This window comes from Streptomyces sp. PH9007 (assembly GCF_059813725.1).
Map to the genome: position 1 here is coordinate 4,376,414 of NZ_CM187440.1, position 26,724 is coordinate 4,403,137.

Annotated in this window: 26 protein-coding genes; 19 read left to right on the plus strand and 7 right to left on the minus strand. The window is 71.3% G+C overall.

Features of this window, described 5'->3' with window-relative positions; translation table 11 throughout:
* Positions 1-33: 33 nt before the first annotated feature.
* Positions 34-2,439 (minus strand): excinuclease ABC subunit UvrA, encoded by a 2,406-nt coding sequence (locus ACTFAP_RS20250; RefSeq protein WP_500467048.1) that lies wholly within the window; start codon positions 2,437-2,439, stop codon positions 34-36.
* 118 nt (positions 2,440-2,557) lie between these two features.
* Here ACTFAP_RS20250 and ACTFAP_RS20255 point away from each other — a divergent pair, with 118 nt between their 5' ends.
* Positions 2,558-2,986, plus strand: coding sequence for a helix-turn-helix domain-containing protein (locus tag ACTFAP_RS20255; protein ID WP_495681809.1), 429 nt, complete (start codon positions 2,558-2,560; stop codon positions 2,984-2,986).
* A gap of 10 nt (positions 2,987-2,996) precedes the next feature.
* Complete coding sequence (locus ACTFAP_RS20260) at positions 2,997-3,410, plus strand: VOC family protein (RefSeq protein WP_400010908.1); 414 nt, start codon at positions 2,997-2,999, stop codon at positions 3,408-3,410.
* Positions 3,411-3,438: 28 nt separating this feature from the next.
* Here the strand turns inward: ACTFAP_RS20260 and ACTFAP_RS20265 are convergent, their stop codons facing one another.
* Positions 3,439-3,645 (minus strand): hypothetical protein, encoded by a 207-nt coding sequence (locus tag ACTFAP_RS20265; protein WP_495681810.1) that lies wholly within the window; start codon positions 3,643-3,645, stop codon positions 3,439-3,441.
* Positions 3,646-3,885: 240 nt separating this feature from the next.
* Here ACTFAP_RS20265 and ACTFAP_RS20270 point away from each other — a divergent pair, with 240 nt between their 5' ends.
* From ACTFAP_RS20270 to ACTFAP_RS20290, 5 genes are all read left to right on the plus strand, one after another.
* Entirely contained in the window at positions 3,886-5,097 is a 1,212-nt protein-coding gene (locus tag ACTFAP_RS20270) for a glycosyltransferase (protein WP_500467049.1), read from the plus strand.
* A 77-nt stretch (positions 5,098-5,174) separates the two neighbouring features.
* Positions 5,175-6,635: an MFS transporter gene (locus tag ACTFAP_RS20275; RefSeq protein ID WP_390117101.1), complete on the plus strand. Its 1,461-nt coding sequence runs from the start codon at positions 5,175-5,177 to the stop codon at positions 6,633-6,635.
* 84 nt (positions 6,636-6,719) lie between these two features.
* On the plus strand, positions 6,720-8,528 hold the full coding sequence (locus ACTFAP_RS20280) for a DEAD/DEAH box helicase family protein (protein ID WP_495681811.1): 1,809 nt from the start codon (positions 6,720-6,722) through the stop codon (positions 8,526-8,528).
* Between the two features lie 226 nt (positions 8,529-8,754).
* Complete coding sequence (locus ACTFAP_RS20285) at positions 8,755-9,399, plus strand: IclR family transcriptional regulator (RefSeq protein ID WP_030736950.1); 645 nt, start codon at positions 8,755-8,757, stop codon at positions 9,397-9,399.
* Between the two features lie 120 nt (positions 9,400-9,519).
* On the plus strand, positions 9,520-10,326 hold the full coding sequence (locus tag ACTFAP_RS20290; RefSeq protein ID WP_500467050.1) for a S16 family serine protease: 807 nt from the start codon (positions 9,520-9,522) through the stop codon (positions 10,324-10,326).
* A 92-nt stretch (positions 10,327-10,418) separates the two neighbouring features.
* On the opposite strand, the gene hppD is transcribed toward ACTFAP_RS20290, so the two are convergent.
* Positions 10,419-11,546, minus strand: a complete 1,128-nt coding sequence (gene hppD / locus ACTFAP_RS20295; RefSeq protein ID WP_495681813.1) for a 4-hydroxyphenylpyruvate dioxygenase — start codon at positions 11,544-11,546, stop codon at positions 10,419-10,421.
* 125 nt (positions 11,547-11,671) lie between these two features.
* On the opposite strand from hppD, the gene ACTFAP_RS20300 reads away from it, so the two are divergent.
* On the plus strand, positions 11,672-12,232 hold the full coding sequence (locus ACTFAP_RS20300) for an Lrp/AsnC ligand binding domain-containing protein (protein ID WP_495681814.1): 561 nt from the start codon (positions 11,672-11,674) through the stop codon (positions 12,230-12,232).
* On the opposite strand, the gene ACTFAP_RS20305 is transcribed toward ACTFAP_RS20300, so the two are convergent.
* Positions 12,172-12,657 carry an SsgA family sporulation/cell division regulator gene (locus tag ACTFAP_RS20305; RefSeq protein WP_390117090.1) on the minus strand — a complete coding sequence of 162 codons (486 nt, stop codon included), beginning with the start codon at positions 12,655-12,657 and terminating at the stop codon, positions 12,172-12,174. The two genes, ACTFAP_RS20300 and ACTFAP_RS20305, sit on opposite strands and share 61 nt — an antisense overlap.
* Positions 12,658-12,914: 257 nt before the next feature.
* On the opposite strand from ACTFAP_RS20305, the gene ACTFAP_RS20310 reads away from it, so the two are divergent.
* Both ACTFAP_RS20310 and ACTFAP_RS20315 read left to right on the plus strand, forming a co-directional pair.
* Entirely contained in the window at positions 12,915-14,243 is a 1,329-nt protein-coding gene (locus tag ACTFAP_RS20310; protein WP_500467051.1) for an RDD family protein, read from the plus strand.
* A gap of 225 nt (positions 14,244-14,468) precedes the next feature.
* On the plus strand, positions 14,469-15,338 hold the full coding sequence (locus ACTFAP_RS20315; RefSeq protein WP_495681816.1) for an RDD family protein: 870 nt from the start codon (positions 14,469-14,471) through the stop codon (positions 15,336-15,338).
* Positions 15,339-15,398: 60 nt separating this feature from the next.
* Here the strand turns inward: ACTFAP_RS20315 and ACTFAP_RS20320 are convergent, their stop codons facing one another.
* Positions 15,399-15,764 carry a hypothetical protein gene (locus ACTFAP_RS20320; protein WP_390117085.1) on the minus strand — a complete coding sequence of 122 codons (366 nt, stop codon included), beginning with the start codon at positions 15,762-15,764 and terminating at the stop codon, positions 15,399-15,401.
* A gap of 201 nt (positions 15,765-15,965) precedes the next feature.
* Here ACTFAP_RS20320 and ACTFAP_RS20325 point away from each other — a divergent pair, with 201 nt between their 5' ends.
* The gene (locus ACTFAP_RS20325) at positions 15,966-18,344 is read left to right on the plus strand and encodes an immune inhibitor A domain-containing protein (RefSeq protein WP_495681817.1); all 2,379 of its coding nucleotides are present in this window, start codon (positions 15,966-15,968) and stop codon (positions 18,342-18,344) included.
* A 121-nt stretch (positions 18,345-18,465) separates the two neighbouring features.
* Positions 18,466-18,807 carry a hypothetical protein gene (locus ACTFAP_RS20330; RefSeq protein WP_390117081.1) on the plus strand — a complete coding sequence of 114 codons (342 nt, stop codon included), beginning with the start codon at positions 18,466-18,468 and terminating at the stop codon, positions 18,805-18,807.
* 67 nt (positions 18,808-18,874) lie between these two features.
* Here ACTFAP_RS20330 and ACTFAP_RS20335 read toward each other — a convergent pair whose 3' ends face one another.
* Positions 18,875-19,465 carry an isochorismatase family protein gene (locus ACTFAP_RS20335; protein WP_390117079.1) on the minus strand — a complete coding sequence of 197 codons (591 nt, stop codon included), beginning with the start codon at positions 19,463-19,465 and terminating at the stop codon, positions 18,875-18,877.
* 139 nt (positions 19,466-19,604) lie between these two features.
* The gene (locus tag ACTFAP_RS20340; RefSeq protein ID WP_495681818.1) at positions 19,605-20,933 is read right to left on the minus strand and encodes a nicotinate phosphoribosyltransferase; all 1,329 of its coding nucleotides are present in this window, start codon (positions 20,931-20,933) and stop codon (positions 19,605-19,607) included.
* A gap of 55 nt (positions 20,934-20,988) precedes the next feature.
* Here ACTFAP_RS20340 and clpS point away from each other — a divergent pair, with 55 nt between their 5' ends.
* The 7 genes from clpS (at position 20,989) to rodA (ending at position 26,720) form a co-directional block, all read left to right on the plus strand.
* Positions 20,989-21,300 carry an ATP-dependent Clp protease adapter ClpS gene (gene clpS, locus ACTFAP_RS20345; RefSeq protein WP_046725786.1) on the plus strand — a complete coding sequence of 104 codons (312 nt, stop codon included), beginning with the start codon at positions 20,989-20,991 and terminating at the stop codon, positions 21,298-21,300.
* Positions 21,300-21,905 carry a DUF2017 domain-containing protein gene (locus ACTFAP_RS20350; protein ID WP_400010890.1) on the plus strand — a complete coding sequence of 202 codons (606 nt, stop codon included), beginning with the start codon at positions 21,300-21,302 and terminating at the stop codon, positions 21,903-21,905. The genes clpS and ACTFAP_RS20350 overlap by 1 nt, the downstream gene beginning before the upstream one ends.
* A 166-nt stretch (positions 21,906-22,071) precedes the next feature.
* Positions 22,072-23,634 carry an alanine/glycine:cation symporter family protein gene (locus ACTFAP_RS20355; RefSeq protein WP_390117073.1) on the plus strand — a complete coding sequence of 521 codons (1,563 nt, stop codon included), beginning with the start codon at positions 22,072-22,074 and terminating at the stop codon, positions 23,632-23,634.
* 65 nt (positions 23,635-23,699) lie between these two features.
* Positions 23,700-24,131 carry a Mov34/MPN/PAD-1 family protein gene (locus ACTFAP_RS20360; protein WP_495681819.1) on the plus strand — a complete coding sequence of 144 codons (432 nt, stop codon included), beginning with the start codon at positions 23,700-23,702 and terminating at the stop codon, positions 24,129-24,131.
* 98 nt (positions 24,132-24,229) lie between these two features.
* Complete coding sequence (locus ACTFAP_RS20365; RefSeq protein ID WP_030736910.1) at positions 24,230-24,511, plus strand: MoaD/ThiS family protein; 282 nt, start codon at positions 24,230-24,232, stop codon at positions 24,509-24,511.
* The gene (locus ACTFAP_RS20370) at positions 24,511-25,461 is read left to right on the plus strand and encodes a PLP-dependent cysteine synthase family protein (RefSeq protein ID WP_400010883.1); all 951 of its coding nucleotides are present in this window, start codon (positions 24,511-24,513) and stop codon (positions 25,459-25,461) included. The genes ACTFAP_RS20365 and ACTFAP_RS20370 overlap by 1 nt, the downstream gene beginning before the upstream one ends.
* A gap of 107 nt (positions 25,462-25,568) precedes the next feature.
* Positions 25,569-26,720: a rod shape-determining protein RodA gene (rodA, locus tag ACTFAP_RS20375; RefSeq protein ID WP_500469514.1), complete on the plus strand. Its 1,152-nt coding sequence runs from the start codon at positions 25,569-25,571 to the stop codon at positions 26,718-26,720.
* Positions 26,721-26,724 lie beyond the last annotated feature (4 nt).

Genomic DNA, 26,724 nt, shown 5'->3' on the forward strand with positions numbered 1-26,724 from the left:
CCCCACCCGCCGCCCGCCCGCCCCGGGCCCGGCTCAGGCGCCGACGTACGCCGCCAGGTGCTCCCCGGTGAGGGTGGAGCGCGCGGCGACCAGCTCCGCCGGGGTGCCCTCGAAGACGATCCGCCCGCCGTCGTGTCCGGCGCCGGGGCCCAGGTCGATGATCCAGTCCGCGTGCGCCATCACCGCCTGGTGATGCTCGACGACGATCACCGTCTTCCCGGAGTCCACGAGCCGGTCGAGCAGGCCGAGCAGCTGCTCGACATCCGCCAGGTGCAGCCCCGCCGTCGGCTCGTCCAGGACGTACACCCCGCCCTTGTCGCCCATGTGAGTGGCGAGCCTGAGCCGCTGCCGCTCGCCGCCCGACAGGGTCGTCAGCGGCTGGCCCAGGCTCAGATAGCCGAGCCCCACGGCGGCCAGCCGGTCCAGGATCCGGTGCGCGGCCGGGAGCGGGGCCTCCCCGTCGCCGCCGAAGAACTCCAGGGCCCGGGCCACCGGCATCGCCAGCACCTCGCTGATGTCCCGGCCGCCCAGGTGGTACTCCAGCACCGCCGCCTGGTAGCGCTTGCCCTCGCACTCCTCGCAGGTGGTCGAGACGCCGCGCATCATGCCGAGGTCGGTGTAGATGACGCCGGCGCCGTTGCAGTTCGGGCAGGCGCCCTCCGAGTTGGCGCTGAACAGCGCCGGCTTCACGCCGTTGGCCTTGGCGAACGCCTTGCGGACCGGTTCGAGCAGCCCGGTGTACGTGGCGGGGTTGGAGCGCCGCGAGCCGCGGATTCCACTCTGGTCGATCGACACCACGCCCTCGCCGGCCGCGCCCGAGCGCAGCGGCAGCGAGCCGTGCACGAGGGAGCTCTTGCCGGAACCCGCCACGCCGGTGACCACCGTGAGCACCCCGAGCGGGATGTCGACGTCCACGTTCCGCAGGTTGTGCGCGTCCGCGCCGCGGATCTCCAGCGTCCCGCTCGGGGTGCGCACCCGCTCCTTGAGCGCGGCCCGGTCGTCCAGGTGGCGCCCGGTGACGGTGTCACTGGCCCGCAGCCCCGCCACGGTGCCCTCGAAGCAGACCGTGCCGCCCTCCGTACCGGCGCCGGGGCCCAGGTCGATGATGTGATCGGCGATCGCGATCGTGCCCGGCTTGTGCTCGACGACCAGGACCGTGTTGCCCTTGTCGCGCAGCCGCAGCAGCAGACCGTTCATGCGCTGGACGTCGTGCGGGTGCAGCCCGGTGGTGGGCTCGTCGAAGACGTAGGTGACATCGGTGAGCGAGGAGCCGAGCTGGCGGATCATCTTCACGCGCTGCGCCTCGCCGCCGGACAGGGTGCCCGAGGACCGGTCGAGGGAGAGATAGCCCAGGCCGATCTCCACGAAGGAGTCCAGGGTGTGCCGCAGCGCGGTGAGCAGGGGCGCCACCGAGAGTTCGGCGAGGCCGCCCACCCATCGCGCCAGGTCGCTGATCTGCAGCGCGCAGGCGTCGGCGATGCTGACGCCGCCGATCGTGGAGGAGCGGGCCGCCTCGCTGAGCCGGGTGCCGTGGCACTCGGGGCAGGCGGTGAAGGTGACGGCCCGTTCCACGAACTCCCGGATGTGCGGCTGCATCGCCTCCGGGTCCTTGGCGAGCATCGACTTCCGGACCCGGGGGACGAGCCCCTCGTAGGTCATGTTGATGCCCTCGATCTTCATCCGGGTCGGCTCGCGGTGGAGGAAGTCGTGCAGCTCGCTCGCGGTGAACGCGCGGATCGGCCGGTCCGGGTCGTAGAAGCCGGAGGACGCGTACAGCCGGTGGTTCCAGCCGCCGGCCGTGAAGCCGGGGATGGTGAGCGCGCCCTCGTTGAGCGACTTGTCCGCGTCGTAGAGCTGGGTGAGGTCGATGTCGGAGACGGTGCCGCGGCCCTCGCAGCGCGGGCACATGCCGCCGGTGCGGGTGAAGGTGGCCTTCACGGCCTTCTTGGCGCCGCGCTCCACGGTGATCGCCCCGCTCGCCCGGACCGAGGGCACGTTGAAGGCGTACGCGCCGGGCGGGCCGATGTGCGGCTGCCCCAGCCGGCTGAAGAGGATGCGCAGCATCGCGTTGGCGTCGGTGGCGGTGCCGACCGTGGAGCGCGGGTCGGCGCCCATCCGCTGCTGGTCGACGATGATCGCGGTGGTCAGCCCTTCGAGCACGTCGACCTCGGGCCGCGCCTGGGTCGGCATGAAGCCCTGGACGAACGCGCTGTACGTCTCGTTGATCAGCCGCTGCGACTCGGCGGCGATCGTGTCGAACACCAGTGAGCTCTTGCCCGAGCCCGAGACCCCGGTGAACACCGTGAGGCGGCGCTTGGGGATCTCGACGCTGACGTCGCGCAGGTTGTTCTCGCGCGCCCCGTGCACCCGGATGCGTCCGTGGAGGTCGGCAACGTGCGGTGCGGCGGAGCTGTCGCCGGGGGCGCTGGGGTCGGACATGATCACTCCTGAGCTGGTGGTTCTGATCATTTCTGATCGGTATTGCCTGGTCCGTCACGCTAGCCGGGCCCTTCCGCCGCCGCTTCTCCATTCCTGACCCGTCTGGGACACTGAACGGGTGAGACGGCCCGACCTCGACGACCTCGTCCGGCTGCGGAAGGCCCGTGACCGGATGGACCGCGACTACGCCGAGCCGCTGGACGTCCCCGCGCTCGCACGCGGAGCCCTCATGTCGCCGGGCCACTTCTCCCGCAGCTTCCGCGCCGCGTACGGCGAGACCCCGTACAGCTATCTGATGACCCGCCGCATCGAACGCGCCAAGGCGCTCCTGCGGCGCGGCGACCTGTCGGTGACCGAGGTGTGCATGGCGGTCGGCTGTACGTCGCTGGGGTCCTTCAGCACGCGCTTCACCCAGCTGGTCGGCGAGAGCCCGAGCGCCTACCGGGCCCGTGGCCACGAGGCCGGCGCCGCCATCCCCGCCTGCATGGCGAAGATCCACACCCGGCCGGTCAGGAACGGAGAAGCCACCGGCGCCGCCCGCCCGTAGCGTGGGCGGCATGGATATCACGATCTCCCAGTGCTTCATCGCCGTCGACGACCACGATCAGGCGATCGCCTTCTACCGCGACGCCCTCGGCCTTGAGGTTCGCAATGATGTCGGCTTCGAGGGGATGCGCTGGGTGACCGTCGGCCCGCCGTCCCAGCCGGACGTCTCCATCGTCCTGGAGCCCCCGCTCGCCGACCCCAACGCCTCGCCCGAGGACCGGCAGGCCATGGCCGAGCTGATGGCCAAGGGGATGCTGCGCGGCGTCATCTTCGCGACCGACGACTGCGACGCGACGTTCGAGCGCATCAGCGCGGCGGGGGGCGAGGTGCTCCAGGAGCCGATGGACCAGCCCTACGGCGTCCGCGACTGCGCCTTCCGCGACCCGGCAGGCAACCTGCTGCGCTTCAACCAGCCGCTGAACTGACCCGGCCCCCCGGCGGCGGGCCGCAGCGCTACTCGACGCCGGGGCCGTTCAGGCACTGCGCGGCGCTCAGCGTGCCGTAGTTCACCGTCTCCCCGAAGTCCGGGGCCTCGCCGCAGAACTGGAGGGTGATGACGGTGATGTTGTCGGAGTTGGTGTTCCCATCGGCGTGGGCGGCCCCAGCTGCGGCGGCGAGACCCGCGAGGGTGAGGGCGAGGGCGGCGGCTGGAGTACGCATGATGCTCCCGGTGTTGACGGTCCGCGGCGAAGGGCGCGGCGAACGGCGCGGCGGGACGGCGGCCCGGCGCGCGTGCGTGCATTACCGCACAACGGCGCACCGCGCCCGGGGCATCGCGCGGATGGCGGGGCATACGTCCACCGGAACGGGTGAGTTCGCGGCCGGACGCCCATCCGCCGCCGCCGGCCGGGGTACCTCTGCACAGGTCACCCGCCACCCGCCCCTTCCGGAAGGAACCCCATGCGCGTCCTGTGCACCGCCATGGCCTCCCCCTCGCACGGCCGGGCCCTGCTGCCGCTGGCCCGCGCACTCGCCACGGCCGGGCACGAGGTCACGGTCCTCACCACCGAGGCCGTCGCACCGGTGTTCGCCGCCGACCGGCTCGCCGTCCGCACCGTCCTGCCGGACGTTCCCCGGCCGGGCCGGGACGTCGTGTTCGACCCGGCGCAGGACATGTCCTCGCCCGACCACCCGCTGACGGCGCTGCTGGCCGGCCCGTACGCCCACACCGTGCTGGGCGTCCTGCGGGAGACGGCACGCGAGGTACGGCCCGAGGCCGTCGTCCGGGACGGCATGGACTTCGCCGCCGTCGTCCTCGCCGAGGACCGCGACATCCCGCAACTCCCCTTCCCCAGCGGCTTCCTCAACCTGCTCGACCCCGCACCGCTGCTGCCTGCCGTCAACGCCCTGCGGGCCGCCGCCGGCGTGCCCGCCCGCGAGGACCCGGCGAGCCTGTACCCGTACGGCCGGTTCGACTACATGCCGCCCGCGTACGGCTTCGCCCGCCACCCCACCGCCGCGCTCGCCTACCGGCAGACCACGGCGGTCGACGTGAGCGGCGAACTCCCGCCCTGGGCCGCCCGGCTGCCGGGCGACCGGCCCCTCGTACTCGCCGCCCTCGGCACCGTCCTGCCCACCTTCCGCGAGGCCGGGTGGAAAGTACCGCTGCCCCCCGAGGCGACCGACCCGGCGACCATGCTGCGCACCATCGTCGCCGGACTGTCCCTGCTGGACGTCACGGCGGTCGTCGCCACCGGCGGCATCCCGCTGGAGGGCGCCGAGCCCGGCCCGAACGTCCTGCTCACCGACCGCGTTCCGCAGCCGCTGCTGCTGGAGTGCGCCGACCTGTTCGTCACCCACGGCGGGTACAACAGCATCCGGGAGGCGGTGCGCACCGCCACCCCCATGGTGGTCGTCCCCAACTTCGGCGACCAGCCGCACAACGCCCGCCGGGTGACGGAGCTGGGCCTGGGCCGGCACCTCACCGGCACCCCCGCCCCCGAGTCCCTGGCGCAGGCGTGCCAGGACGTTCTGGAGGACCACGCCACCACGGCCCGCTCGCGTGCCGCCCGGCTCGCGATGCTGGCGCTCCCCGACTTCGCCCGGGCCCCGGCGGACCTGGCCGAGATCGTGGCGGGCCGCCGGCTGGTGCCGCCGCGCGTACCGGCCTGACCGTACGCCGCTCCTTCCCCGGTCCTCGGCCGTATCGGGTATGGGCCCGGGGCCGGTCGTTCCTTACCGTGTGACGTATGACCGACCCCGTACCGGCGACAACGCCGTCGCCATCCGCCCCGGCCCCGCCCGCGTCCACCCCGCCCCCGGCCCCGCCCGGGGGCGTGCTCAGCCGGCCCCACCGGGCGCTGACCCTCGGCTGCGTGAGCACCATCCTGCTCATCGCCTTCGAGGCCATGGCCGTCGGCACCGCGATGCCCGCCGCCGCCGAGGCGCTGGACGGGGTCGCGCTGTACGCGTTCGCCTTCTCCGCGTACTTCACCACCTCCCTGCTGGGCATGGTGGTGGCCGGGCAGTGGTGCGACCGCAGCGGGCCCATGGGGCCCGTGGTGGGCGGGATCGCCGTCTTCTCCACCGGGCTGCTGCTCTCGGGCGTCGCCCAGAACATGCTCACCTTCGTGGCCGGCCGCGCCGCGCAGGGCACCGGCGGGGGCCTGGTCATCGTCGCGCTGTACGTCACCGTGCGCCGCGCCTACCCCGAACATCTGCGCCCCGCCGCCCTCGCCGCGTTCTCCGCCGCCTGGGTGGTGCCCTCGCTGCTGGGCCCGGTCATCGCCGGCGTGGTCACCGAACACTTCGGCTGGCGCTGGGTGTTCCTGGGCATCACCGTCCTGGTGGTGCTGCCGCTGCTGATCATGCTGCCGCCGCTGCGCCGCGAGGCGTCCGGGCCGCCCGACACCGGCGCGAAGAAGTTCGACGCCCGCACCCTGCGGCTGGCCGCGGCCGTCGCCATCGGCGCCGGGCTGCTCCAGTTCGGCGGCCAGGAGCTGCGGTGGATCTCCGTGCTCCCGGTCGTCGCCGGGCTCGCCCTCGTCGCGCCCTCCGCCCGCCGGCTGCTGCCCGCCGGGACGTTCCGCGCCGCCCGGGGCCTGCCGTCCGTCATCATGCTGCGCGGACTGATCTCCGGCGCCTTCATGGCCACCCAGACCTTCCTGCCGCTGATGCTGGTGACCCAGCGCGGCCTGTCCGTCACCCAGGCCGGCCTCGCGCTGGCGGTCTCCGGCGCGGTGTGGGCCCTGGGCTCCTACGCGCAGTCCCGGCCGCGCTTGGAGCCGTACCGGTTCACGATGGTGCGCTCCGGCACGGTGCTGATCCTGTTCGCCGTGCTCACCACCCCGCTCGTCCTCATCGACGCGGTACCGGTGTGGACGCCGGCTCTCACCCTGTCCGTCGGCTGCTTCGGCATGGGCATGGTCGTCTCCTCGGTCGGCGTGCTCGTGCTGCGACTCTCCCGCCCGGAGGAGGCGGGCGGAAACGTGGCCTCGCTCCAGGTCTGTGACGCGCTGTCGAATGTGGTGATGCTCACTGCCGTCGGGAGCGCCTTCGCCGCCCTCGGCGGCAGCACCACCGCCGCCGATGACGCCGCAGCCGTGGGCCCCGGCGCCTTCGTGGTGGTCTACGCGGCGGCCACCGCCGTCGCCGTGCTGGCCGTCATCACCGGGGGGCGAGTGGCGGCAAAGGGGGACATAGCGAACTGAATACCGGACTCCGAAGCGGCCGGCGGGCCGGGTACGCTGGCGCGGTTCCCACCACATCCGCCCACCGTCCCAGCCCCGGAGACCGTGACTACCACCGCCGCTTCCGCCACCACCACCGCGTCCTCCCACCTCTCACCGGCCTTCCCCGGCCGCGCCCCCTGGGGCACCGCGAGCAAGCTGCGCGCCTGGCAGCAGGCGGCGATGGACGCCTATGTGCAGGCCCAGCCCCAGGACTTCCTCGCCGTCGCCACCCCCGGCGCCGGCAAGACCACCTTCGCGCTGACCCTCGCCTCCTGGCTGCTGCACCACCACGTCGTGCAGCAGGTGACCGTGGTGGCCCCCACCGAGCACCTGAAGAAGCAGTGGGCCGAGGCCGCCGCCCGGATAGGCATCAAGCTGGACCCCGAGTACAGCTCCGGGCGGCTCGGCGCGGAGTACCACGGCGTGGCCATCACGTACGCGGGCGTCGGCGTGAAGCCGATGCTGCACCGCAACCGCTGCGAGCAGCGCAAGACCCTCGTCATCCTCGACGAGATCCACCACGCCGGTGACTCCCGCTCCTGGGGCGAGGCGTGCCTGGAGGCGTTCGAGCCCGCCACCCGCCGGCTCGCCCTCACCGGTACGCCCTTCCGCTCCGACACCAACCCCATCCCCTTCGTCGCTTACGGGGACAACGGGGACGGCATCCGCCGCTCCGTCGCCGACTACACGTACGGCTACGGCAGCGCGCTCGCCGACGGCGTCGTGCGGCCCGTCATCTTCCTCTCCTACAGCGGCAGCATGCGCTGGCGCACCAAGGCGGGCGACGAACTCGCCGCCAAGCTCGGCGAACCGATGACCAAGGACGCCACCTCGCAGGCGTGGCGCACCGCGCTCGACCCCAAGGGTGCCTGGATGCCGGCCGTGCTGAGCGCCGCCGACCGGCGGCTGACGGAGGTGCGGCGGGCCATCCCGGACGCCGGGGGCCTGGTCATCGCCACCGACCAGGAGTCGGCGCGGGCGTACGCCAAGCTGATCCGCGAGATCACGGGCGAGGGCGCCACGCTCGTGCTGTCGGACGACGGCGGCGCCTCGCAGCGCATCGACGACTTCCGGCAGTCGGACGACCGCTGGATGGTGGCGGTGCGCATGGTCTCCGAGGGGGTGGACGTACCGCGGCTGGCGGTCGGCGTGTACGCCACCACCATCTCCACGCCGCTGTTCTTCGCGCAGGCGGTGGGCCGCTTCGTGCGCTCGCGGCGGCGCGGCGAGACCGCGTCCGTCTTCCTCCCCACCATCCCCACCCTGCTCGGCTTCGCGCACGAGATGGAGGTCGAACGCGACCACATCCTCGACAAGCCCAAGAAGGGCGGCGATGACGAGGACCCGTACGCGGAGGAGGCCGACCTCCTCGCGGAGGCGGAGCGCGAGCAGAACGAGCCGGACGGAACGGATGACCAACTGCCGTTCGAGGCGCTGGAGTCGGAGGCCGTCTTCGACCGGGTGATGTACGACGGCGCCGAGTTCGGGATGCAGGCGCACCCGGGGAGCGCCGAGGAGCAGGACTATCTCGGCATCCCGGGACTGCTGGAACCGGACCAGGTGCAGATGCTGCTCCAGAAGCGGCAGGCACGGCAGATCGCGCACAGCAAGAAGCGGCCGGACGAGGAGGCCGACCTGCTGGAAGTGCCCGCCGAGCGGCGCCCGGTGGTCACCCACAAGGAGATGATGGACCTGCGGCGCGAACTGAACGCGCTGGTGGGGGCGTACGTGCACCAGTCGGGCAAGCCGCACGGGGTGATCCACACCGAGCTGCGCCGGGTGTGCGGCGGGCCCGCGACGGCGGAGGCGACGGCGGGGCAGTTGCGGCAGCGGATGGCCAAGGTGAAGGAGTGGGCCACCCGGATGCGCTGAGGACCTGCCCGGTCCCTGCCCGGTCCCTGCCCGGTCCCTGCCCCGGGAGGGCCGGATGGGGCGCGGCAGGGGTGATCCGGCGGTTGGGCCCGGACGGCGGACCGGACGTGGCGCAAAACTGGTCGAAAAAGGGTGGTTCGGTGCTCGAATACTGGACAACCCCTTCCGCTGAGCGGTAACGCTGGATAAGTTCCCGGTCACGCGTTGGCAGCCGAAAGGGGGCGTCGTGACCGCGGAGACCTCTCAGACGCTCGACCGTGGACTACGGGTTCTCAAACTGCTCGCCGAGACCGATCACGGTCTGACCGTGACCGAACTGTCCAAACAGCTCGGCGTCAACCGCACCGTGGTCTACCGCCTGCTGGCCACCCTCGAACAGCACGCCCTGGTCCGCCGCGACACCAGCGGCCGGGCCCGGGTCGGCGTCGGCGTCCTGGGGCTCACCCGCCAAGTGCACCCGCTGGTACGGGAAGCCGCGCTGCCCGCGCTGCGCGCCCTGGCCGAGGACGTCGGGGCCACCGCCCATCTCACCGTGGTCGACGGCAGTGACGCCCTCGCCGTCGCCGTCGTCGAACCGAGCTGGACCGACTACCACGTGGCGTACCGGGCCGGCTTCCGTCACCCCCTGGACCGGGGCGCGGCCGGGCGCGCCATACTGACCGGCCGCTGCAAGGACATCCAGGACGAGGAGGGGTTCGTCCTCACCCACGGCGAACTGGAGGCGGGCGCCAGCGGCGCCGCCGCCCCGCTGCCGCGCGACTGCGGCATCGAGGGGAGCGTCGGCGTCGTCATGCTGAACGAATCCGTCCCGCCCGACGTCGGCCCCCGCGTCGTCCGCGCCGCCCTCGAAGTCGCCGCCGTGCTGCGCTGACCGCCCCCGCCGGGCCCGGCGCCGTGCACGGCCCGCCGTACGCCGGTGCCGGTGCCGGTGCCGGTGCCGGTCCCGGCCCTCGGCGGGAGGGGCCCCGCCACGTGCGTTAGATTCGGCGGCATGTCCGCCCTCACCAAGTCGCTGACCGGCCGGCGCCGTACCTGGGTGCTCGCCGCGTGCGGCGCGCTGTTCGCCGCGCTGCTCGTGGTCGCCGCGTTCGCGCCGCTGCCGTTCGCCGTCGCGCACCCCGGCCCCACCGCCAACGTGCTGGGCGACAGCGACGGCAAGCCCGTCATCACCATCACCGGTGCCCCGGTGCGTGAACCCGAGGGCGAACTGCGGATGACGACCATCACCGCCACCGCACCGGACGCCTCCGTACGCCTGACCGACGTCCTCGGCGGCTACTTCGCCTCCGATCAGGCGGTGCTGCCCACCGAAGCGGTCTACCCGGTGGGTGATTCGGTCAAGGAGATCCAGCAGCACAACCGCGAACAGATGACCCAGTCCCAGCACTCCGCCGTCGCCGCCGCCCTGGGCCACCTCGGCCGCACCGACGAGGGCATCGACGTCGCCCTCAGCCTGGACTCGGTCGGCGGCCCCAGCGCCGGGCTGCTGTTCTCGCTCGGCATCGTCGACCTGCTGGACGGCGACGGTCACGGCGGCGACCTCACCGGCGGCGCGGTCATCGCCGGCACCGGCACCATCGACGCCGACGGGACCGTCGGCCCGGTCGGCGGCGTACCGCTGAAGACCCAGGCGGCCAAGCGCGACGGCGCCACCGTCTTTCTCGTCCCGCGGGACGAGTGCGACGCGGCCACCGCCAACCTCCCCGACGGACTGCGCCTCATCCCGGTGACCACCCTGTCCGGCGCCATCGACGACTTGCGCGCACTCGCGGCGGGGGAGTCCGTACCAGGCTGCTAGGCCCGGGCCCCGGGGCCGTGCACGAGCCCCGGCGGCATAAAAACCGCCCCCGCGAGTGCAGGTCGCGGGGGCGGTTGTGGGGGGTGGTGTTCTTACAGATTCCCCCGCCGCGCCTGTTCACGCTCGATTGCCTCGAAGAGAGCTTTGAAGTTCCCTTTGCCAAATCCCAGCGATCCGTGCCGCTCGATCATCTCGAAGAAGACCGTTGGCCGATCCTGTACCGGCTTCGTGAAGATCTGCAGCAGATAGCCGTCCTCGTCGCGGTCGGCCAGGATCTTCAGCTCCCGCAGCGTGTCCACCGGCACCCGCGTCTCGCCGACCCACTCGCCGAGTGTGTCGTAGTACGAGTCCGGTACGTCGAGGAACTCCACGCCCGCCGCCCGCATGGCGCGCACGGTGTGGATGATGTCCCCGGTGTTCAGGGCGATGTGCTGGACGCCTGGGCCGCCGTAGAACTCCAGGTACTCGTCGATCTGCGACTTCTTCTTGCCCGGCGCCGGCTCGTTGATCGGGAACTTCACCTTGCGGGTGCCGTCCGCCACCACCTTGGACATCAGCGCCGAATACTCCGTCGCGATGTCGTCGCCCACGAACTCCTTCATATTCGTGAAGCCCATGACGTTGTTGTAGAACTCGACCCACTCGTTCATCCGGCCGAGTTCCACATTTCCCACACAGTGGTCGATCGCCTGGAACACCCGGCGCCGCCCCTCCGCCGGCGCGACGATCGGGCGCGCCGGGGTGAACCCCGGCAGGTACGCCCCCTTGTAGCCGGAGCGCTCCACCAGCGTGTGCCGGGTCTCCCCGTAGGTCGAGATCGCCGCCAGGACCACCGTCCCGTCGTCGTCCGACAGCTCGTACGGCTCCGCGAGACCGTGCGCGCCCCGCGCCACCGCGTGCGCGTACGCCGCCCGGGCGTCGGGTACCTCGATCGCCAGATCGATCACCCCGTCCCCGTGCTCGGCGACATGCCGCGCCAGCTCCTTCCCGCGTTCGCCCGTCGGAGTGATGACCGAGGTGAAGACAAACCGGGCGCTTCCGGATTCCAGCACGTACGAAGCGGTCTCCCGGCTGCCGTTCTCCGGGCCCTGATAGGCGACGAGGGTCATCCCGAACGCCGTCGAGTAGTAATGCGCTGCCTGTTTGGCATTGCCCACCGCGAAGACGACCGCATCCATCCCCTGTACCGGGAACGGATCGGCCGGAGTGTGCTCAGTCATATGCGCAGGGTGCGCCCCCTCCGCAAGGTGCGCAATAGTTGTCGCGAGCGCTGGACATCCCGTACAGCCCCACGCGCGTAGCTCCGTACGGTGTGTACAGGTTGCCCAGTGGAGAGGAGCCCCGCATGGCGATCGACGAACTGGATGGCCGGCTGCTGGAACTGCTCGCGCGCGAGCCGCGCATCGGCGTACTGGAGGCATCCAGACGGCTGGGGGTCGCACGCGGCACCGCCCAGGCGCGTCTGGACAAGCTCCGTGCCACCGGAGTGATCCGGGGCTTCGGGCCCGAGGTGGATCCGGCGGCCATCGGCTTCCCGGTGACGGCCTTCGCCACCCTGGAGATCAAGCAGGGACGCGGGGGAGAGGTGCGCGCCCATCTCGCCTCCGTCCCCGAGGTGCTCGAACTGCACACCATCACCGGCCAGGGCGACATGCTGTGCCGCCTCGTCGCCCGCTCCAACGCCGACCTCCAGCGCGTCATCGACGAGGTCGTGGGCTTCGACGGCATCGTCCGCTCCGCCACCGCCATCGTCATGGAGAACCCGGTGCCGTACCGCACCACCCCGCTCGTCCGGCACGCCGCGCGTCCGCACCCGGACCCGCACCCGCCTTCCCGGCCGCAGGCTCACCTGTCACCGTCGGACAGCCCGTCGAGCGGCCCCCACAGGTCGCCGCCGCCCGGGTAGCAGTCGTCACCCGGCGCCGGGGTCAGCAGGGCGAACAATTCCTCCTCCAGGTCGGTGTTCTCGGACTCGGTGCCCGGCGGGACGAGGCGCAGCGTGCGCTCCAGCCACGCCGACACCGCCACCGCGGGCGCCTGGATCAGCGCGTCGCCGTCGGGTGAACTCAGCGCCACACAGATGACGCTGCGGGTGTCGATCTTCGTCGGCCATACCCGCACATCGCCGTGCCCGGAGGGCCGGAAGACGCCTTCCACCAGCAACTCGCGGGAGAACGTCCAGTACACGGGGGTGTCGGAGCCGAAGTGGAAGGTGATGTGGACGGCGTACGGGTCATCGGACCGGTACACGAAGCGGGCCGGTACCGGGATGCTGCGCTCCGGCGAGAGCACCAGCTGGAGTTCGAGGTCCCGTTCGACGGTGGTGTTCATGCGCTGCGTCGCCCCTTCACATGCGTTCCTGTCAGTCAGGCACAGGGGGAGAGGGAGCAGCGGGCCGATCCTTACGCCGCTTTGGAGATTTTTCTGCGAAGGGTGCGTGTCGGCAGGCCGCCGCACCGTCGGTGGCCGGTCGTACGGGACACTGTCGTCGACGTAGCTGTATCTGCCGCCCCGCCGGGGGACGTACCATGCATACCCGGCGACGGCCCGCAGACAGACCAGTAGGACGAGGAGATTCAGGACCGCTCATGAGCTCCCCACCCGCAGGAAGCGCCGGCGGAAGCCCGGGGCCCAACTGGTATCCGGACCCGTCGATTCCCGGCTACATCCGGTACTGGAACGGCGCCGCCTGGATGCCCGGCACCAGCCGCCCGGAGCCACGGGACGGGGAGCAGATGCCCGCACCGCCGCCCGGGGCACCCGCGCCCGCCCTTCCGGAGCCGGCTCCCGAGGCACGGGCAGTGCCCGAGCTGGAGCCCGCGCGCCGGGCCGGGGACGAGGACGCGCACGCGGCGCCCGTGGCGCCCGCGCAGAAGCCCGACCCCCGCATCGATCCCCGGGGCCAGTTCCTGCGCGCGCCGGGGCGTGAGCCGCAGGCGCAGTCGCCGGCCCAGCCGGAACCGCAGCCGCAGGCGCAGCAGCAGGCCCAGCCGGAACCGGAGCGGGTGCCGGAACAGCAGCGGCCGGCCGCCGCCGCGCCGGCCGCGCTGCCCGCCGTACCCGAGCAGCAGGCCCGGCCGGTGCAGCCCGCGCTGCCCGCGCAGGCCCGGTCGGCGCCGCCGGAGCGGCCGCACGAGCAGACCGCCCAGCTGCGGCTGCCCAAGGGGGAGTCCTGGCAGCACCAGGTGCGCGAACTCGCCCAGCAGGCACCGCAGCAGCAGGCCCCGCAGCCGTTGCCGCCCCTCCCGGTCCCGCAGCAGCAACAACAGCACCTGCCGGTGGCCCAGCCGCAGCCGCAGCCCCAGCCCCAGCCGCAGCAGGCAGCGCCGCAACTCCAGGCCCCGTCCGCGCAGTCGCCGTTCCTGCGGTCGCACCAGGCGGACCCGCTCACCCCGCTGCCCTTCAGCAAGGACGCGATCTTCGGCACGGGCGACCAGCTGTACCCGGCCGGTCTCGGCCGCCGGCTGCTGGCCCGGCTGATCGACTCCCTGCTCCCGCTGGGCGCCGCCGCCGCGATGGCGGCCATGGTGATCGGGGACGCCAGGGACCACATCCAGCAGCAGATCGACGCGGCCAACGAGGCCGGGGTGACCCGGGAGATCTGGCTGATCGACGGCACCACGGGTGGCTACCTGGCCATGGTGCTCGGCGTCTTCCTGGTGGCGGGCTTCCTCTTCGAGGCGCTGCCCACCGCGCTGTGGAGCCGTTCCCCGGGCAAGGCCCTGTGCAAGCTGCGGGTGCTGGACCTCCAGAGCCAGATCAAGCCCACCTTCGGGGCCGCGCTGTTGCGCTGGTTCCTGTACAGCGTCCTGGGGATCCTGGTGATCGGGATCGTCAACGTGCTGTGGGGTGTGCGTGATCGCCCCTGGCACCAGTGCTGGCACGACAAGGCGGCGGGCACCTTCGTCGCACGCTGACCCGGTCGCGGCCCCCGTTGACCTCCGGCCGGAGGTCAACGGGGGCCGTTCCGTGTGCGCGGGAAGGGACGTGACCGGCCCTCGTCGGTGGGGGCGCTCATGCCGGGGGGCGCGCCGTGCGCGGGCCGGGCCCGTACCGGTCCGCCGGTACCCCCACGGCGCAATGTGTCCCCCGAACGCCCCACGCCGGATGCGTGGGCCGCACGGCCGGGGTCGACTCGGGCCATGAACACTGACCAGCCCCAGCCACCGCCCGGTGACGAGCCGGACCCGCCGGCCGACGACGGCCGGGAGTCCCCCGGCGAGCCCCGTCCGCCGGACCGGCCGCAGGGGCGGGACGCCGGCGCTCCGGGGCCGGAGCCCGGCGGAGGACCGGAGCACGGGCCCGCCGGCGGCGCGTCACCTCAGGAGGGATCCGAGGGCCCCTCCGCGGTGCCGCCCCCCAGCGGCGGCGGTACGGGCGAACCGGCCGCCGGTGCGGGTTCCGGGGCACAACCCCCCAGCGGTCCGGGTTCCGGGGCGCCGCCGCCTTCCGGGCCCGCCGAGCCTCCTCCGCCCACCGGGCCCGGCTTTCCCAGTGCGCCGCCGCCCTCGGGGGAGGTACCCGGTTCGGCGGGCGGCCCGGGCCCGTACGGCGAGGCCGATCCGCTGGCGGGGATGCCGCCGTTGCCCTCCCGGGGGCGGCGGCTGGTGGCGCGGATCATCGACGCGCTGATCATCGGCATCCCGATGTCCCTGCTGCTGTGGGCGATCACCGGCGACCGCAACTACGACACCGCCTCCAGCAGCAACTACCTCCAGCAGGCCGCCATCATCATCGTGTACTTCGTATACGAGGGCGCGATGCTCAGCGCGCGCGGGCAGACGCTGGGCAAGATGGCCATGCGGATCCGGGTGGCGATGCTGGAGAACGGGGCCGTGCCGCACGGCAGTCCGGGGTGGTTCCGGGCCGGGGTGTACTCCCTGCCGGAGCTGCTGCCCTGCTTCGGCTTCATCTTCTGGCTGGTCAACGTGCTCAACTGCACCTGGGACAAGCCCTACCGGCAGTGTCTGCACGACAAGGCGGCCAGGACCGTTGTGGTCTCGACCGCCTGATCGGTGCGTGCGGGTGCCGGTGCGTGCCGCTGGTGAGCGGGGAGTGCCCGGGCGGCCGGCTCAGACGCGCGCGTGCGACCGCTCCACGGGCCGGTGCGCCGGGCGCTCCGCGGTCCGTTCGGCGCGCGGGGGCCCGGGCTCGGAACGGGCGGCCGACGGTTCCGACCGGGGCCCGGAGCGGGCCCGCAGGATCATCGTCACGCTGATGCCGAGCACCAGCGCCAGCGCGGCGATCGCCACGAGCGCCGGGGTGGTCTCCGCTCCGGTGGTCAGGAGCAGGACGAGGGTGGTGACCAGGACCGTGCCCGAACCGTAGACGATCTGCACGGGGGTCGGATGCGGAAGCGGCATGGCGAAGTCCGTCCTGAGGGTGGGGTGCTGGTGCCTGGGGTGCCGTTCGTGGGTCGGGGTGCTACGGGCGTGCATGCCCGCACGCTACGAGCTTGATGCCTCCGGCAGGTGCCGTCGGACCGGAGCATGGGGGGCGCACGGAGTCATATATCAACAGATCGTGAAATGAACATGAGATTCCGTGATCATTCTCGGCAGGATCTGTCTTTTTGACGTGACCTCGTGTCCAATGCCTGTGATCAGAGACCATGTTCGCGACAAAGGACAGACATCAGAGTGAACATTCGAGGCAGATCCACAAGATCTACCACCCTCGCCGCGGCTACGGCCATCGCCGCCCTGACCGCCGCCGTCCTCGTCCCCGCAGGCACCGCCCAGGCGGCCGCCACCAGCGCTGACGACGCCACCGGAATCCCCGCCGACCAGCAACTCTTCGCCGCGGAACCGCATCTGGAGAACCCGCTGGGCGAGAAGCGCGAAGCGCTCAAGCAGGAGGCCCACCAGCAGCTGATCACCGGTCAGGCCCGTCCCCGCGCGCAGCACGGCTCCGAGGTGGTCGAGCTGGGCGACGGCGAGTTCGTGGAAGTGGCCACCACCGGCACGGACAAGATCTTCACCATCCTGGTCGAGTTCGGCGACGAGATCCACCCGGAGTTCGGCGGCACCCGGGGGCCGCTGGCCAACGAGATCGCCGAGCCGGACCGTTCGGTGGACAACAGCACCATCTGGCAGAAGGACTTCAGCCAGGAGCACTACCAGGAGCTGTACTACGGCACGGACCCCGCCGTCCCGTCGGTCAAGCAGTACTTCGAGAGCCAGTCCTCGGGCCGTTACTCCATCGACGGCACCGTCACCGACTGGGTCAAGGTCGACTACAACGAGGCGCGGTACGGCAACAGCGCCTGCGGCTCCAACGTCTGCCGTTCCGTGTGGGAGGTCGTCACCGACGGCGTCAACGCTTGGTACGACGACCAGATCGCCCGCGGTCTCACCCCGGACGAGGTCCGCGAGATCCTCTCCGAGTACGACCAGTACGACCGCTACGACTACAACAACGACGGCAACTTCAACGAGCCGGACGGCTACCTCGACCACTTCCAGATCGTGCACGCCGGTGAGGACGCCTCGGCCGGCGGCGGCGCGCAGGGCGACGACGCCATCTGGGCACACCGCTGGTACGCCTACGCCGACCAGGTCGGCCTGACCGGGCCGCCGCAGAACCTCGCCGGCGGCGTGGAGATCGGCGACAGCGGCATCTGGGTCGGCGACTACACCATCCAGCCCGAGAACGGCGGCGTCGGCGTCTTCGCCCACGAATACGCGCACGACCTGGGCCTGCCCGACCTGTACGACACCTCGGGCGGCGAGAACGGCACCGGCTTCTGGTCGGCGATGTCCTCCGGTTCGTGGCTGAGCGACAAGAACGACGGCGCGATCGGCACCCTGCCCAACGACATGGGCCCGTGGGAGAAGCTGCAACTGGGCTGGCTGGACTACGACGTGGCCCGGGCCGCGACCCGCTCCACCCACGTCCTGGGCGCCTCCGCGGACCAGTTCCCCGAGGGCAACCGCCGCTTCGACTCCCAGGCGCTGGTGGTCGAACTGCCCGCCAAGACCGTCACCACCGACCTCGTCGCCCCCGCCCAGGGCGAGACCCAGTGGTGGAGCGGCAGCGGCGACAGCCTCTCCAACACCCTCACCCGCACCGTGGACCTGACCGGCGCGTCCACCGCCTCCCTGGACCTCAGCGGCTGGTGGAGCATCGAGGAGGACTACGACTTCCTGTACGTGGAGGCCTCCACCGACGGCGGCGCCACCTTCACGCCGCTGGCCGGTACGGGCGACGGCGCGCCGCTGCCCACCGACAGCGCCGGACGCACCGCCCTGCACGGCGAGTCGGGCGGCCAGGTGGCCCTGTCCTACCCGCTGGACGCCTTCGCCGGGCAGACCATCGAACTGCGCTTCCGCTACCTCACCGACGGCGCGCTGGCCGAACTCGGCTTCACCGCCGACGAGATCACCATCACCGCCGACGGCGCCACCGTTTTCTCCGACGACGCCGAGAACGGCGAGGGCGACTGGAAGGTGAACGGTTTCTCCCTCGTGGGAGCCTCGATCACCGACGACTACCCGCAGTTCTACATCGCGGAGAACCGCCAGTACACCGGCTTCGACCGGACACTGAAGCACGGCCCGTACAACTTCGGCTTCCTGGACACGAAGGACGACTGGGTCGAGCACTACGCCTACCAGTCGGGTCTGCTGGTGTGGCTGTGGGACACCTCGCAGAGCAACAACAACACCCGCCAGCACCCGGGCGAGGGCCTGATCCTGCCTGTCGACGCCTCCCCGGTGGCCGAGAAGTGGTCGGACGGCACGCTGTTGCGCAACCGCATCCAGTCCCGGGACGCGACCTTCAGCCTGTTCTCGACGCCGAAGCTGACGCTGCACAAGGACAGCGTGGCCACCACGCTGCCCGGGCACCGCGGTGTGCCGGTCTTCGACGACCGCAAGGGCGACTACTGGGACCCGGCGAACCCGTGGAACAGCGTGGTCGTGCCGGACACCAATACCAAGATCACGATCCTGACGCAGTCGCCCACCGGCAGCGGCAAGATCCCGATGGTCCTCCAGGTGGCGCCCAGCACCCGATGACCCCGCGTAGTCGAACGATCACCTGATGTCTTCCGGCCGTCGCCCCTTGTAGGGCGGCGGCCGGTCGGGTGAGTATGGCGGGGTCCCCCCCACTCACCGGGACCTCGAGGAAAGGTGTCTCATGGCCGACGGAGGCTTTGTCCGGCTGCCCGACGGCAGCGTCGTGGTCGCGCTGCAGCTGCCGCGCCCGGCGACCCACGGCCGGATCCGGGTGCTGGTGCACGCCGCGAACCGGGCCAGGGCACTGACCAGGCTGCGGAACCTGGGGCTGCGCGCGGTGTACCTGCGCGGCAACGCGGCCCCGCCGACCCCGGACGAGATCACCGCAGTGCTGCACCACCCCGACGGCGCCCTGTGGCGCTCCAGCCCGCACCACGAGACGGAGCGCTGGCGCCCGATGGCGGCGCTGTGGGGCGCCACCCGGGCCCGTACCTCGCAGGAGGCGCACATCTGGGCGGCGTGAGCCTCGCCCGCCCCCCACGCCGCTCACACCGCCCCACGCCACCCCGCGCGCCCCCTGAGGGCGCGGCTCAGCCGGCGACGATCGCCTTGCCGGACAGTTCCACCCCGGCGTTCTCCAGCTCCCGCAGCGCCGCCTCCACGGTCTCCTGGCTGACCCCGGCGGTCAGGTCCAGCAGCACCTGGGTGCGGAACCCGGCGCGCACCGCGTCCAGCGCGGTGGCCTTCACACAGTGGTCGGTGGCGATCCCCACCACGTCGACCTCGGTCACCTGGTGGGCGCGCAGCCAGTCCGCGAGCGTGTTGCCATCGGCGTCGGCGCCCTCGAAGCCGCTGTACGCCGCCTCGTAGGCCCCCTTGTCGAAGCAGGCGTCGATCGCGCCGGAGGCGACGGCGGGGGCGAAGTTCGGGTGGAAACCGATCCCCTCCGTACCCGCCACGCAGTGCCGCGGCCAGGAGTCCCGGAAGTCCGGGGTGTCGGAGAAGTGGCCGCCGGGGTCGATGTGGTGATCACGGGTGGCCACCACGTGCCGGTAGCCGGGAGTGGCGTCCCCGATCAGATCGGTGATGGCGGCCGCCACGTCGGCTCCGCCGGCGACCGGCACGGCACCCCCTTCGCAGAAGTCGTTCTGTACGTCGACGACGATGAGTGCGCGGTGCATGACGAACACCCTTTCGCTGGTTCTGGTCTCGAACGGTATCGGGTGCAAGGCCGACCACTTCCGAGGCTAAGGCTCTGGCGTGCCGGGGGCGAGGGCTCACGGCGGGGGCACGGTCACAGCCTGCGGTCGTGCTTTGGCCTCAGATGTACTCCGTGCGCAGGACGGGCTCCCCCTGGGACAGCTGGGTGGCCGAAAGGGGCAGCAGGTCACGGGCCGCCCGGTGCCGGTCACGGGCGGCGTCCAGGCGCTCGCGCGCGACCGCGCGCCCCTCCCGCATCAGGTCCACGCTCAGCAGCTGCCCGGACAGCTCGGGCGGCACCTCACCGGTGCCGATGACCTCGGCCTCGGCGATTCCGTCCGCGTCCGGGCGGCGTGCCGCCCACTTCACCCCGCCGATGGACAGCTTCCCGCCGGTGGACTTCTTGGCCACCGGCTCCAGGGGCGCGTCCGGCTCGTCCCCGGTGGCGCGGGCCACCATCTTGTACACCATGGAGCAGGTCGGGTGCCCGCTGCCGGTCACCAGCCGGGTGCCGACCCCGTACGCGTCCACCGGCGCGGCGGCCAGCGAGGCGATCGCGTACTCGTCCAGATCGCTGGTGACCACGATCCGGGTGTCCCGGGCGCCCAGCTCGTCCAGCTGGCGGCGCACCCGGTGGGCGACCAGCAGCAGGTCGCCGGAGTCGATGCGGACCGCGCCGAGGCCGGGCCCTGCCACCTCCACGGCGGTGCGCACCGCCTCGGTCACGTCGTAGGTGTCCACGAGCAGGGTGGTCCCGGTGCCCAGCGCGTCGACCTGGGCGACGAAGGCGTCGCGCTCGGTGTCGTGCAGCAGGGTGAAGGCGTGCGCGCTGGTGCCCACGGTGGGGATGCCGTAGCGGAAGCCGGCGGCCAGGTCGGAGGTGGAGGAGAAGCCGCCGACGTACGCGGCGCGCGAGGCGGCGACGGCGGCCAGCTCGTGGGTGCGCCGGGCGCCCATCTCGATGAGCGGGCGGCCGACGGCGGCCACGTCCATCCGGGAGGCGGCGGCGGCGATGGCCGAGTCGTGGTTGAGGATCGACAGGATCACCGTCTCCAGCAGGACGCACTCGGCGAAGGTGCCGGAGACCTGCAGGACGGGCGAGCCGGGGAAGTACACCTCCCCCTCGGGGTAGCCGCGCACGGTGCCGGTGAAGCGGTAGTCGGCCAGCCAGCGCAGTGTGGGCTCGTCGACGACCCGCGCCTCGCGCAGATAGTCGAGCAGGGGTGGATCGAAGCGGAAGTTCTCGACGGCGTCCAGCACGCGGCCGGTGCCGGCCAGCACGCCGTAGCGGCGGCCTTCGGGGAGGCGCCGCGTGAAGACCTCGAAGACGGTGCGGCGGTGCGCGGTGCCTGCGCGCAGCGCGGCCTGCAGCATGGTCAGCTCGTACTGATCGGTGAACAGCGCGGTCGAGGGCACCGCCACCGGCAGTCCCAGCTCCAAGTCATCCATGGGGACAGCGTACCCCCCATCTCGTCAGAGTGACGATATTGGGGTGTGTGGCAGCATGGGACCCGTGAGTGCCATCCCCATGGAGGTCGAGCGCACCCAGTCCGAGGAAGCTCCGGTGCAGGTGCCCGAGCCCGAGGTGCCGTGGGTGACGATCGTGCACAACGACCCCGTTAACCTGATGAGTTATGTGACCTACGTCTTCCAGGCGTATTTCGGCTATTCGAAGGACAAGGCCAAGAAACTCATGCTCGACGTACATCACAAGGGCCGGGCCGTGGTCTCCGAGGGGAGCCGCGAGGAAATGGAGCGGGACGTGCAGGCCATGCACGGCTACGGCCTGTGGGCGACGCTCTCCCAGGACCGGTGATGACGGGTTACTTCGAACGCGCGGGTGGCGCGGAGGGCGGCGCGGCGGTCGCGCTGGACGAGATCGAGATCTCCATTCTGCGCAGTCTCGCCGTCCAGCTGGTGGAACTGATCGGTCCCGGCGCACGGGCCGAGAGCGTCGGTGACGAACTCGACGCGCTGTTTTCCGAGGGGCCGAGCGAGGCGCCCACCGACCCCGCGCTTGCCCGGCTGTTCCCGGACGCCTATCACGGCCCCGACGACGGCGATCAGGACGAGCGTTCCCGGGAGCACTCGGCGGAGTTCCGCCGCTTCACCGAGGACGATCTGCGCGCGGGCAAGCGGGAAAATCTGCTGACCGTCATCCGGGCACTGGACGGTCTTTCCGGGCAGGAAAACGGGCCCGGCGGGGCAGTTCTCACGCTCACTCCGGAGGAATCCCAGGCGTGGCTGCGCGCCCTGAACGATCTCCGGCTGGCCATCGGCGTGCGGCTGGACATCAGCAAGGACGACGACAGCGACCGGCTGTTCCACCTCCCCGACGACGACCCGGACAAGCCGCTGGTGATGGCCTATCTGTGGCTGGGGGGTCTTCAGGAATCGCTGATCGCCACTCTGTTGCCCTGAGAGGTTCCGGCATTGAGTGTGGGTAATGTGACCATTGCCCACCGTGTGATGTGTACCACATCGTGTTCACAGTGTTGCGTGGTAGGAAATTCCCCATCTGAAATGGCCCCGGCGCACGACGCGCAGTGTCTTTCTTCCCCACCAGCAGCCAGAGGAATCCCCACCCATGTCCTGGACTGATGACGTCGACAAGGCGATCAGTGACTTCTTCGATCCGATCAGCAGCACCGCATCGGACATCGTCTTCTACAACGTCCCGGTCTTCGGGGCCGAATTTCCGGTGATCGTGGCCTGGCTGGCGATCGCCGGCTTCGTCTTCACCATCTACTTCGGCTTCGCCCAGGTCCGCTACATCAAGCTCGCCCTCAAGTTCGTCAGCGGGAAGTACGAGCAAAAGGATGCGCCCGGCGAAATCAGTCACTTCCAGGCGCTGACCTCCGCGGTCTCCGGCACCGTCGGCCTCGGCAATATCGCCGGTGTGGCCGTCGCCGTCTCCCTGGGTGGCCCGGGTGCCACCTTCTGGATGATTCTGTGCGGCTTCCTCGGCATGGCGACGAAATTCGTCGAATGCACCCTTGGGGTGAAATACCGCGAGATCGATGACCAGGGCCGGGTCACCGGTGGCCCCATGCTCTACCTGCGCAAGGGCCTCGCCGAGCGCGGCCTGCCCCAGCTCGGCCGGATGATAGCTGCTCCCGCCGCGCTGATGGTGCTGCTCTTCGCCCTCTTCGGCGGCAACGTTCTCCAGGTCAACCAGTCCCTGGAGCAGATCGTCTCGGTCACCCAGGACTCCACCGACTTCTTCGCCGGTTCCGCCGGCTCGCTGTTCTTCGGCGTGCTGATGGCCGTGCTGGTCGCCCTGGTGCTGATCGGTGGCATCAAGTCCATCGGCGCGCTCACCTCCCGGCTCGTGCCCGGCATGGCGATCCTGTACGTCACCGCCTGTCTGATCGTCATCCTGTTCAACGTCGGCCAGGTGCCGGACGCGATCAGCACCATCATCACGGGTGCCTTCAGCCCCGAGGGCGTCACCGGCGGTGTGATCGGCGCGCTGATCCAGGGCTTCCGGCGGGCCGCCTTCTCCAACGAGGCGGGCGTGGGCTCCGCCCCCATCGCCCACGCGGCGGTCAAGACCAAGCGCCCCGCCACCGAGGGCCTGGTCGCCATGATCGAGCCGTTCGTCGACACGGTCATCATCTGCACCATGACCGCGCTGACCATCGTCATCGCCAGTGGCCCGGTCTACGAGGCCGCCCGGCAGTCCGACGAGCCGGTCGGTATCTCCATCACCTCCGACGCGTTCGCCACCGCGCTGCCCTGGTTCCCGAACGTCCTCACCGTCGCGGTGCTGCTGTTCGCCTTCTCCACCCTGATCACCTGGTCGTACTACGGACAGAAGTCCTGGCACTACCTCTTCGGCGCCTCCAAGGTCAGCGACACCCTCTACAAGCTGGTGTTCTGCTTCTTCGTCATCATCGGCGCCATGATGTCGCTGGGCTCCCTGGTGGACCTCTCCGACAGCGCGCTGTTCCTGGCCGCCGTCTTCAACATCATCGGGCTCTACCTGCTGGCCCCGGTCGTGAAGCGGGAGCTGAAGAAGGTCCTGGAGTACGTCAGGCGCCGCGACGCCGGCCACTCCGAGGAGGAGATCGAGGCCGACGAGCGCGCCGCGGAAGCCGCCGAGGCCGCCGCCCGCACCGCCGGCAAGACCCCTCTGGTCAAGGACTGACCCCGGCAGGCACCACCCGCCCCCGGCCCGCCTCGGCGGCCGGGGGCGGTCGTATGGTGGGCCGCATGCTGACCATCACCCAGGAGCTGCACGACGCGATCCTCGCCCACGCCCGCAGGGACCACCCGGACGAGGCCTGCGGCGTCATCGCCGGACCGGCCGGCAGCGACCGCCCCGAGCGCTTCATCCCGATGCTCAACGCGGCCCGCTCGCCCACGTTCTACGAGTTCGACTCCGGTGATCTGCTGCGCCTGTACCGGGAGCTGGACGACCGCGACGAGGAGCCGGTGGTCATCTACCACTCGCACACCGCCACCGAGGCGTACCCCTCCCGCACCGACATCTCCTACGCCGGCGAGCCCGGCGCCCACTACGTGCTGGTCTCCACCGCCGAGTGCGGCAACGACGAAGGCCCCTTCTCCTTCCGCTCCTTCCGCATCGTGGACGAGGAGGTCACCGAGGAGGAGGTCCGCATCGTGGACACCTACGGCGGCTGACCGGGAATCGATACGATGACCGCATGGTTGTCCCAGGCGTGCGCGGGCCCCGACCGGGCGCGCACACGGCCCGCCGTACCATCTGATCTGGAGCTTTCATGGCCATCGAGGTCCGCATCCCGACCATCCTGCGCACCTACACCGACGGCGAGAAGGCCGTGAACGGGGCCGGGGCGAACCTGGCCGAGCTGATCACGGACCTGGAGTCCCGGCACCCCGGCATCGAGGCCCGGCTGATCGACGACAAGGGCGAACTGCGCCGCTTCGTCAACGTCTACCTGAACGACGAGGACGTCCGCTTCCTGTCCGGCATCTCCACCGAGCTGGGCGACGGGGACCAGGTCACCATCCTGCCCGCCGTCGCCGGGGGCGCGCGCTGATGCGCTTCGACTCCCCGCTGGCCTCGGTCGGCAACACCCCCCTGGTGCGGCTGCCGAGGCTCTCCCCCTCCGACACGGTCCGGGTCTGGGCCAAGCTGGAGGACCGCAACCCGACCGGCTCCGTCAAGGACCGGCCCGCCCTCCACATGATCGAGCAGGCGGAGAAGGCGGGCCGGCTCACCCCCGGCTGCACCATCCTGGAGCCGACCTCGGGCAACACCGGGATCTCCCTGGCCATGGCCGCCAAGCTCAAGGGCTACCGGATGGTGTGCGTCATGCCGGAGAACACCTCCGCCGAACGCCGCCAGCTGCTCGCCATGTGGGGCGCCGAGATCATCTCCTCCCCGGCGGCGGGCGGCTCCAACACGGCCGTACGGGTCGCCAAGGAGCTGGCCGCCGAGCACCCCGAGTGGGTGATGCTCTACCAGTACGGCAACCCGGACAACGCCGGCGCGCACTACGCCACCACCGGCCCGGAGATCCTCGCCGACCTGCCCTCCGTGACCCACTTCGTGGCCGGTCTGGGCACCACCGGCACCCTCATGGGCGTCGGCCGCTACCTGCGCGAGCAGCGCCCGGACGTGCAGATCGTGGCCGCCGAGCCGCGCTACGACGACCTGGTGTACGGGCTGCGCAACCTGGACGAGGGCTTCATCCCCGAGCTGTACGACGCCTCCGTCCTCACCACCCGCTTCTCGGTCGGCTCCGAGGACGCGGTGCGCCGCACCCGTGAGCTGCTGGAGCAGGAGGGCATCTTCGCCGGGGTCTCCACCGGCGCGGTGCTGCACGCCGCGCTGGGCGTCGCCCGCAAGGCGGTACGGGCCGGGGACGAGGCCGACATCGTCTTCGTCGTCGCGGACGGCGGCTGGAAGTACCTGTCCACCGGTATCTACACGGCGTCCAGTACGGAGGAGGCGGTGGAGCTGCTCCAGGGCCAGCTCTGGGCCTGACGGCCACCTCCACGCTCGGTTCACGCTGAGTGTCCGCGTGCTCACGTACAGTCCATGACGTGAGTGTGCACAGTTATACCGGCCGGCAGACCGAGGCCCAGCGGACCATGTGGGGCTGGTTCACGGACCGGGACTCGATCGCGCGGCGCCTGGACTGGCCGCTGCTGGGCGCCGCGCTGGCCCTGTCCCTGCTCGGCGCCACCGTGGTCTATTCGGCCACCCGCGCCCGTACCGACCTCACCGGCGACGACCCGTACTTCTTCCTGATGCGGCACCTGCTGAACATCGGCATCGGTTGCGGCCTGGCCGCCCTGGTGGTCTGGCTGGGGCACAGCCGGCTGCGCGACCTGGTCCCGGTGCTGTACGCGGGCACGCTGCTGCTGTGCCTGCTGGTGCTCAGCCCGCTGGGCAGCAATGTGAACGGCTCCCAGAGCTGGATCCAGCTGGGCGGTGGCTTCGCGTTCCAGCCCTCCGAACTGGTGAAGGTGTCCGTCATCCTGGCGATGGCCACGCTGCTGGCCTCCGGGGTGGAGGGCGACAACAACTCGGTGCCCGACACCCCGGCGGTGCTGCGGGCGCTGGGCCTGGTCGCGGTCCCCGCGGTGCTCATCCTGGCCACCCCCGACGTGGGCACGACCCTGGTGCTGGCGGCCATCGCGCTGGGCGTGCTGATGTCCTCGGGTGCCGCGCGCCGCTGGATCATCGGTCTGGTGACGGCCGGGCTGCTGCTGGCCGTCGCGGTGTGGCTGCTGGGTGTGCTCGACCAGTACCAGATCAACCGGTTCGCGGCGTTCGCCAACCCGGCGCTGGACCCGGCGGGCGTCGGCTACAACACCAACCAGGCGCGGATCGCGATCGGTTCGGGCGGACTGTTCGGACAGGGCCTGTTCCACGGGAGTCAGACGCTGGGTCAGTTCGTGCCCGAGCAGCACACCGACTTCATCTTCACGGTGGTGGGGGAGGAGCTCGGCTTCGTGGGCGGGGCGGCGGTCATCGGCCTGTTCGGGGTCATCATGTGGCGCGGCTGCGTGATCGCCATGAAGTCCCCGGACGTGTACGGCACGATCGTGGCCGGTGGCATCGTCACCTGGATCGCCTTCCAGTCCTTCGAGAACATGGGTATGGCCCTGGGCATCATGCCGGTCACCGGCGTGCCGCTGCCGTTCCTGTCCTACGGGGGCTCCTCCACCTTCGCGATCTGGATCGCGGTGGGGCTGCTGCTGGCCATCCAGGTGCGCCGCAAGACGAAACTCAACTAGCGCC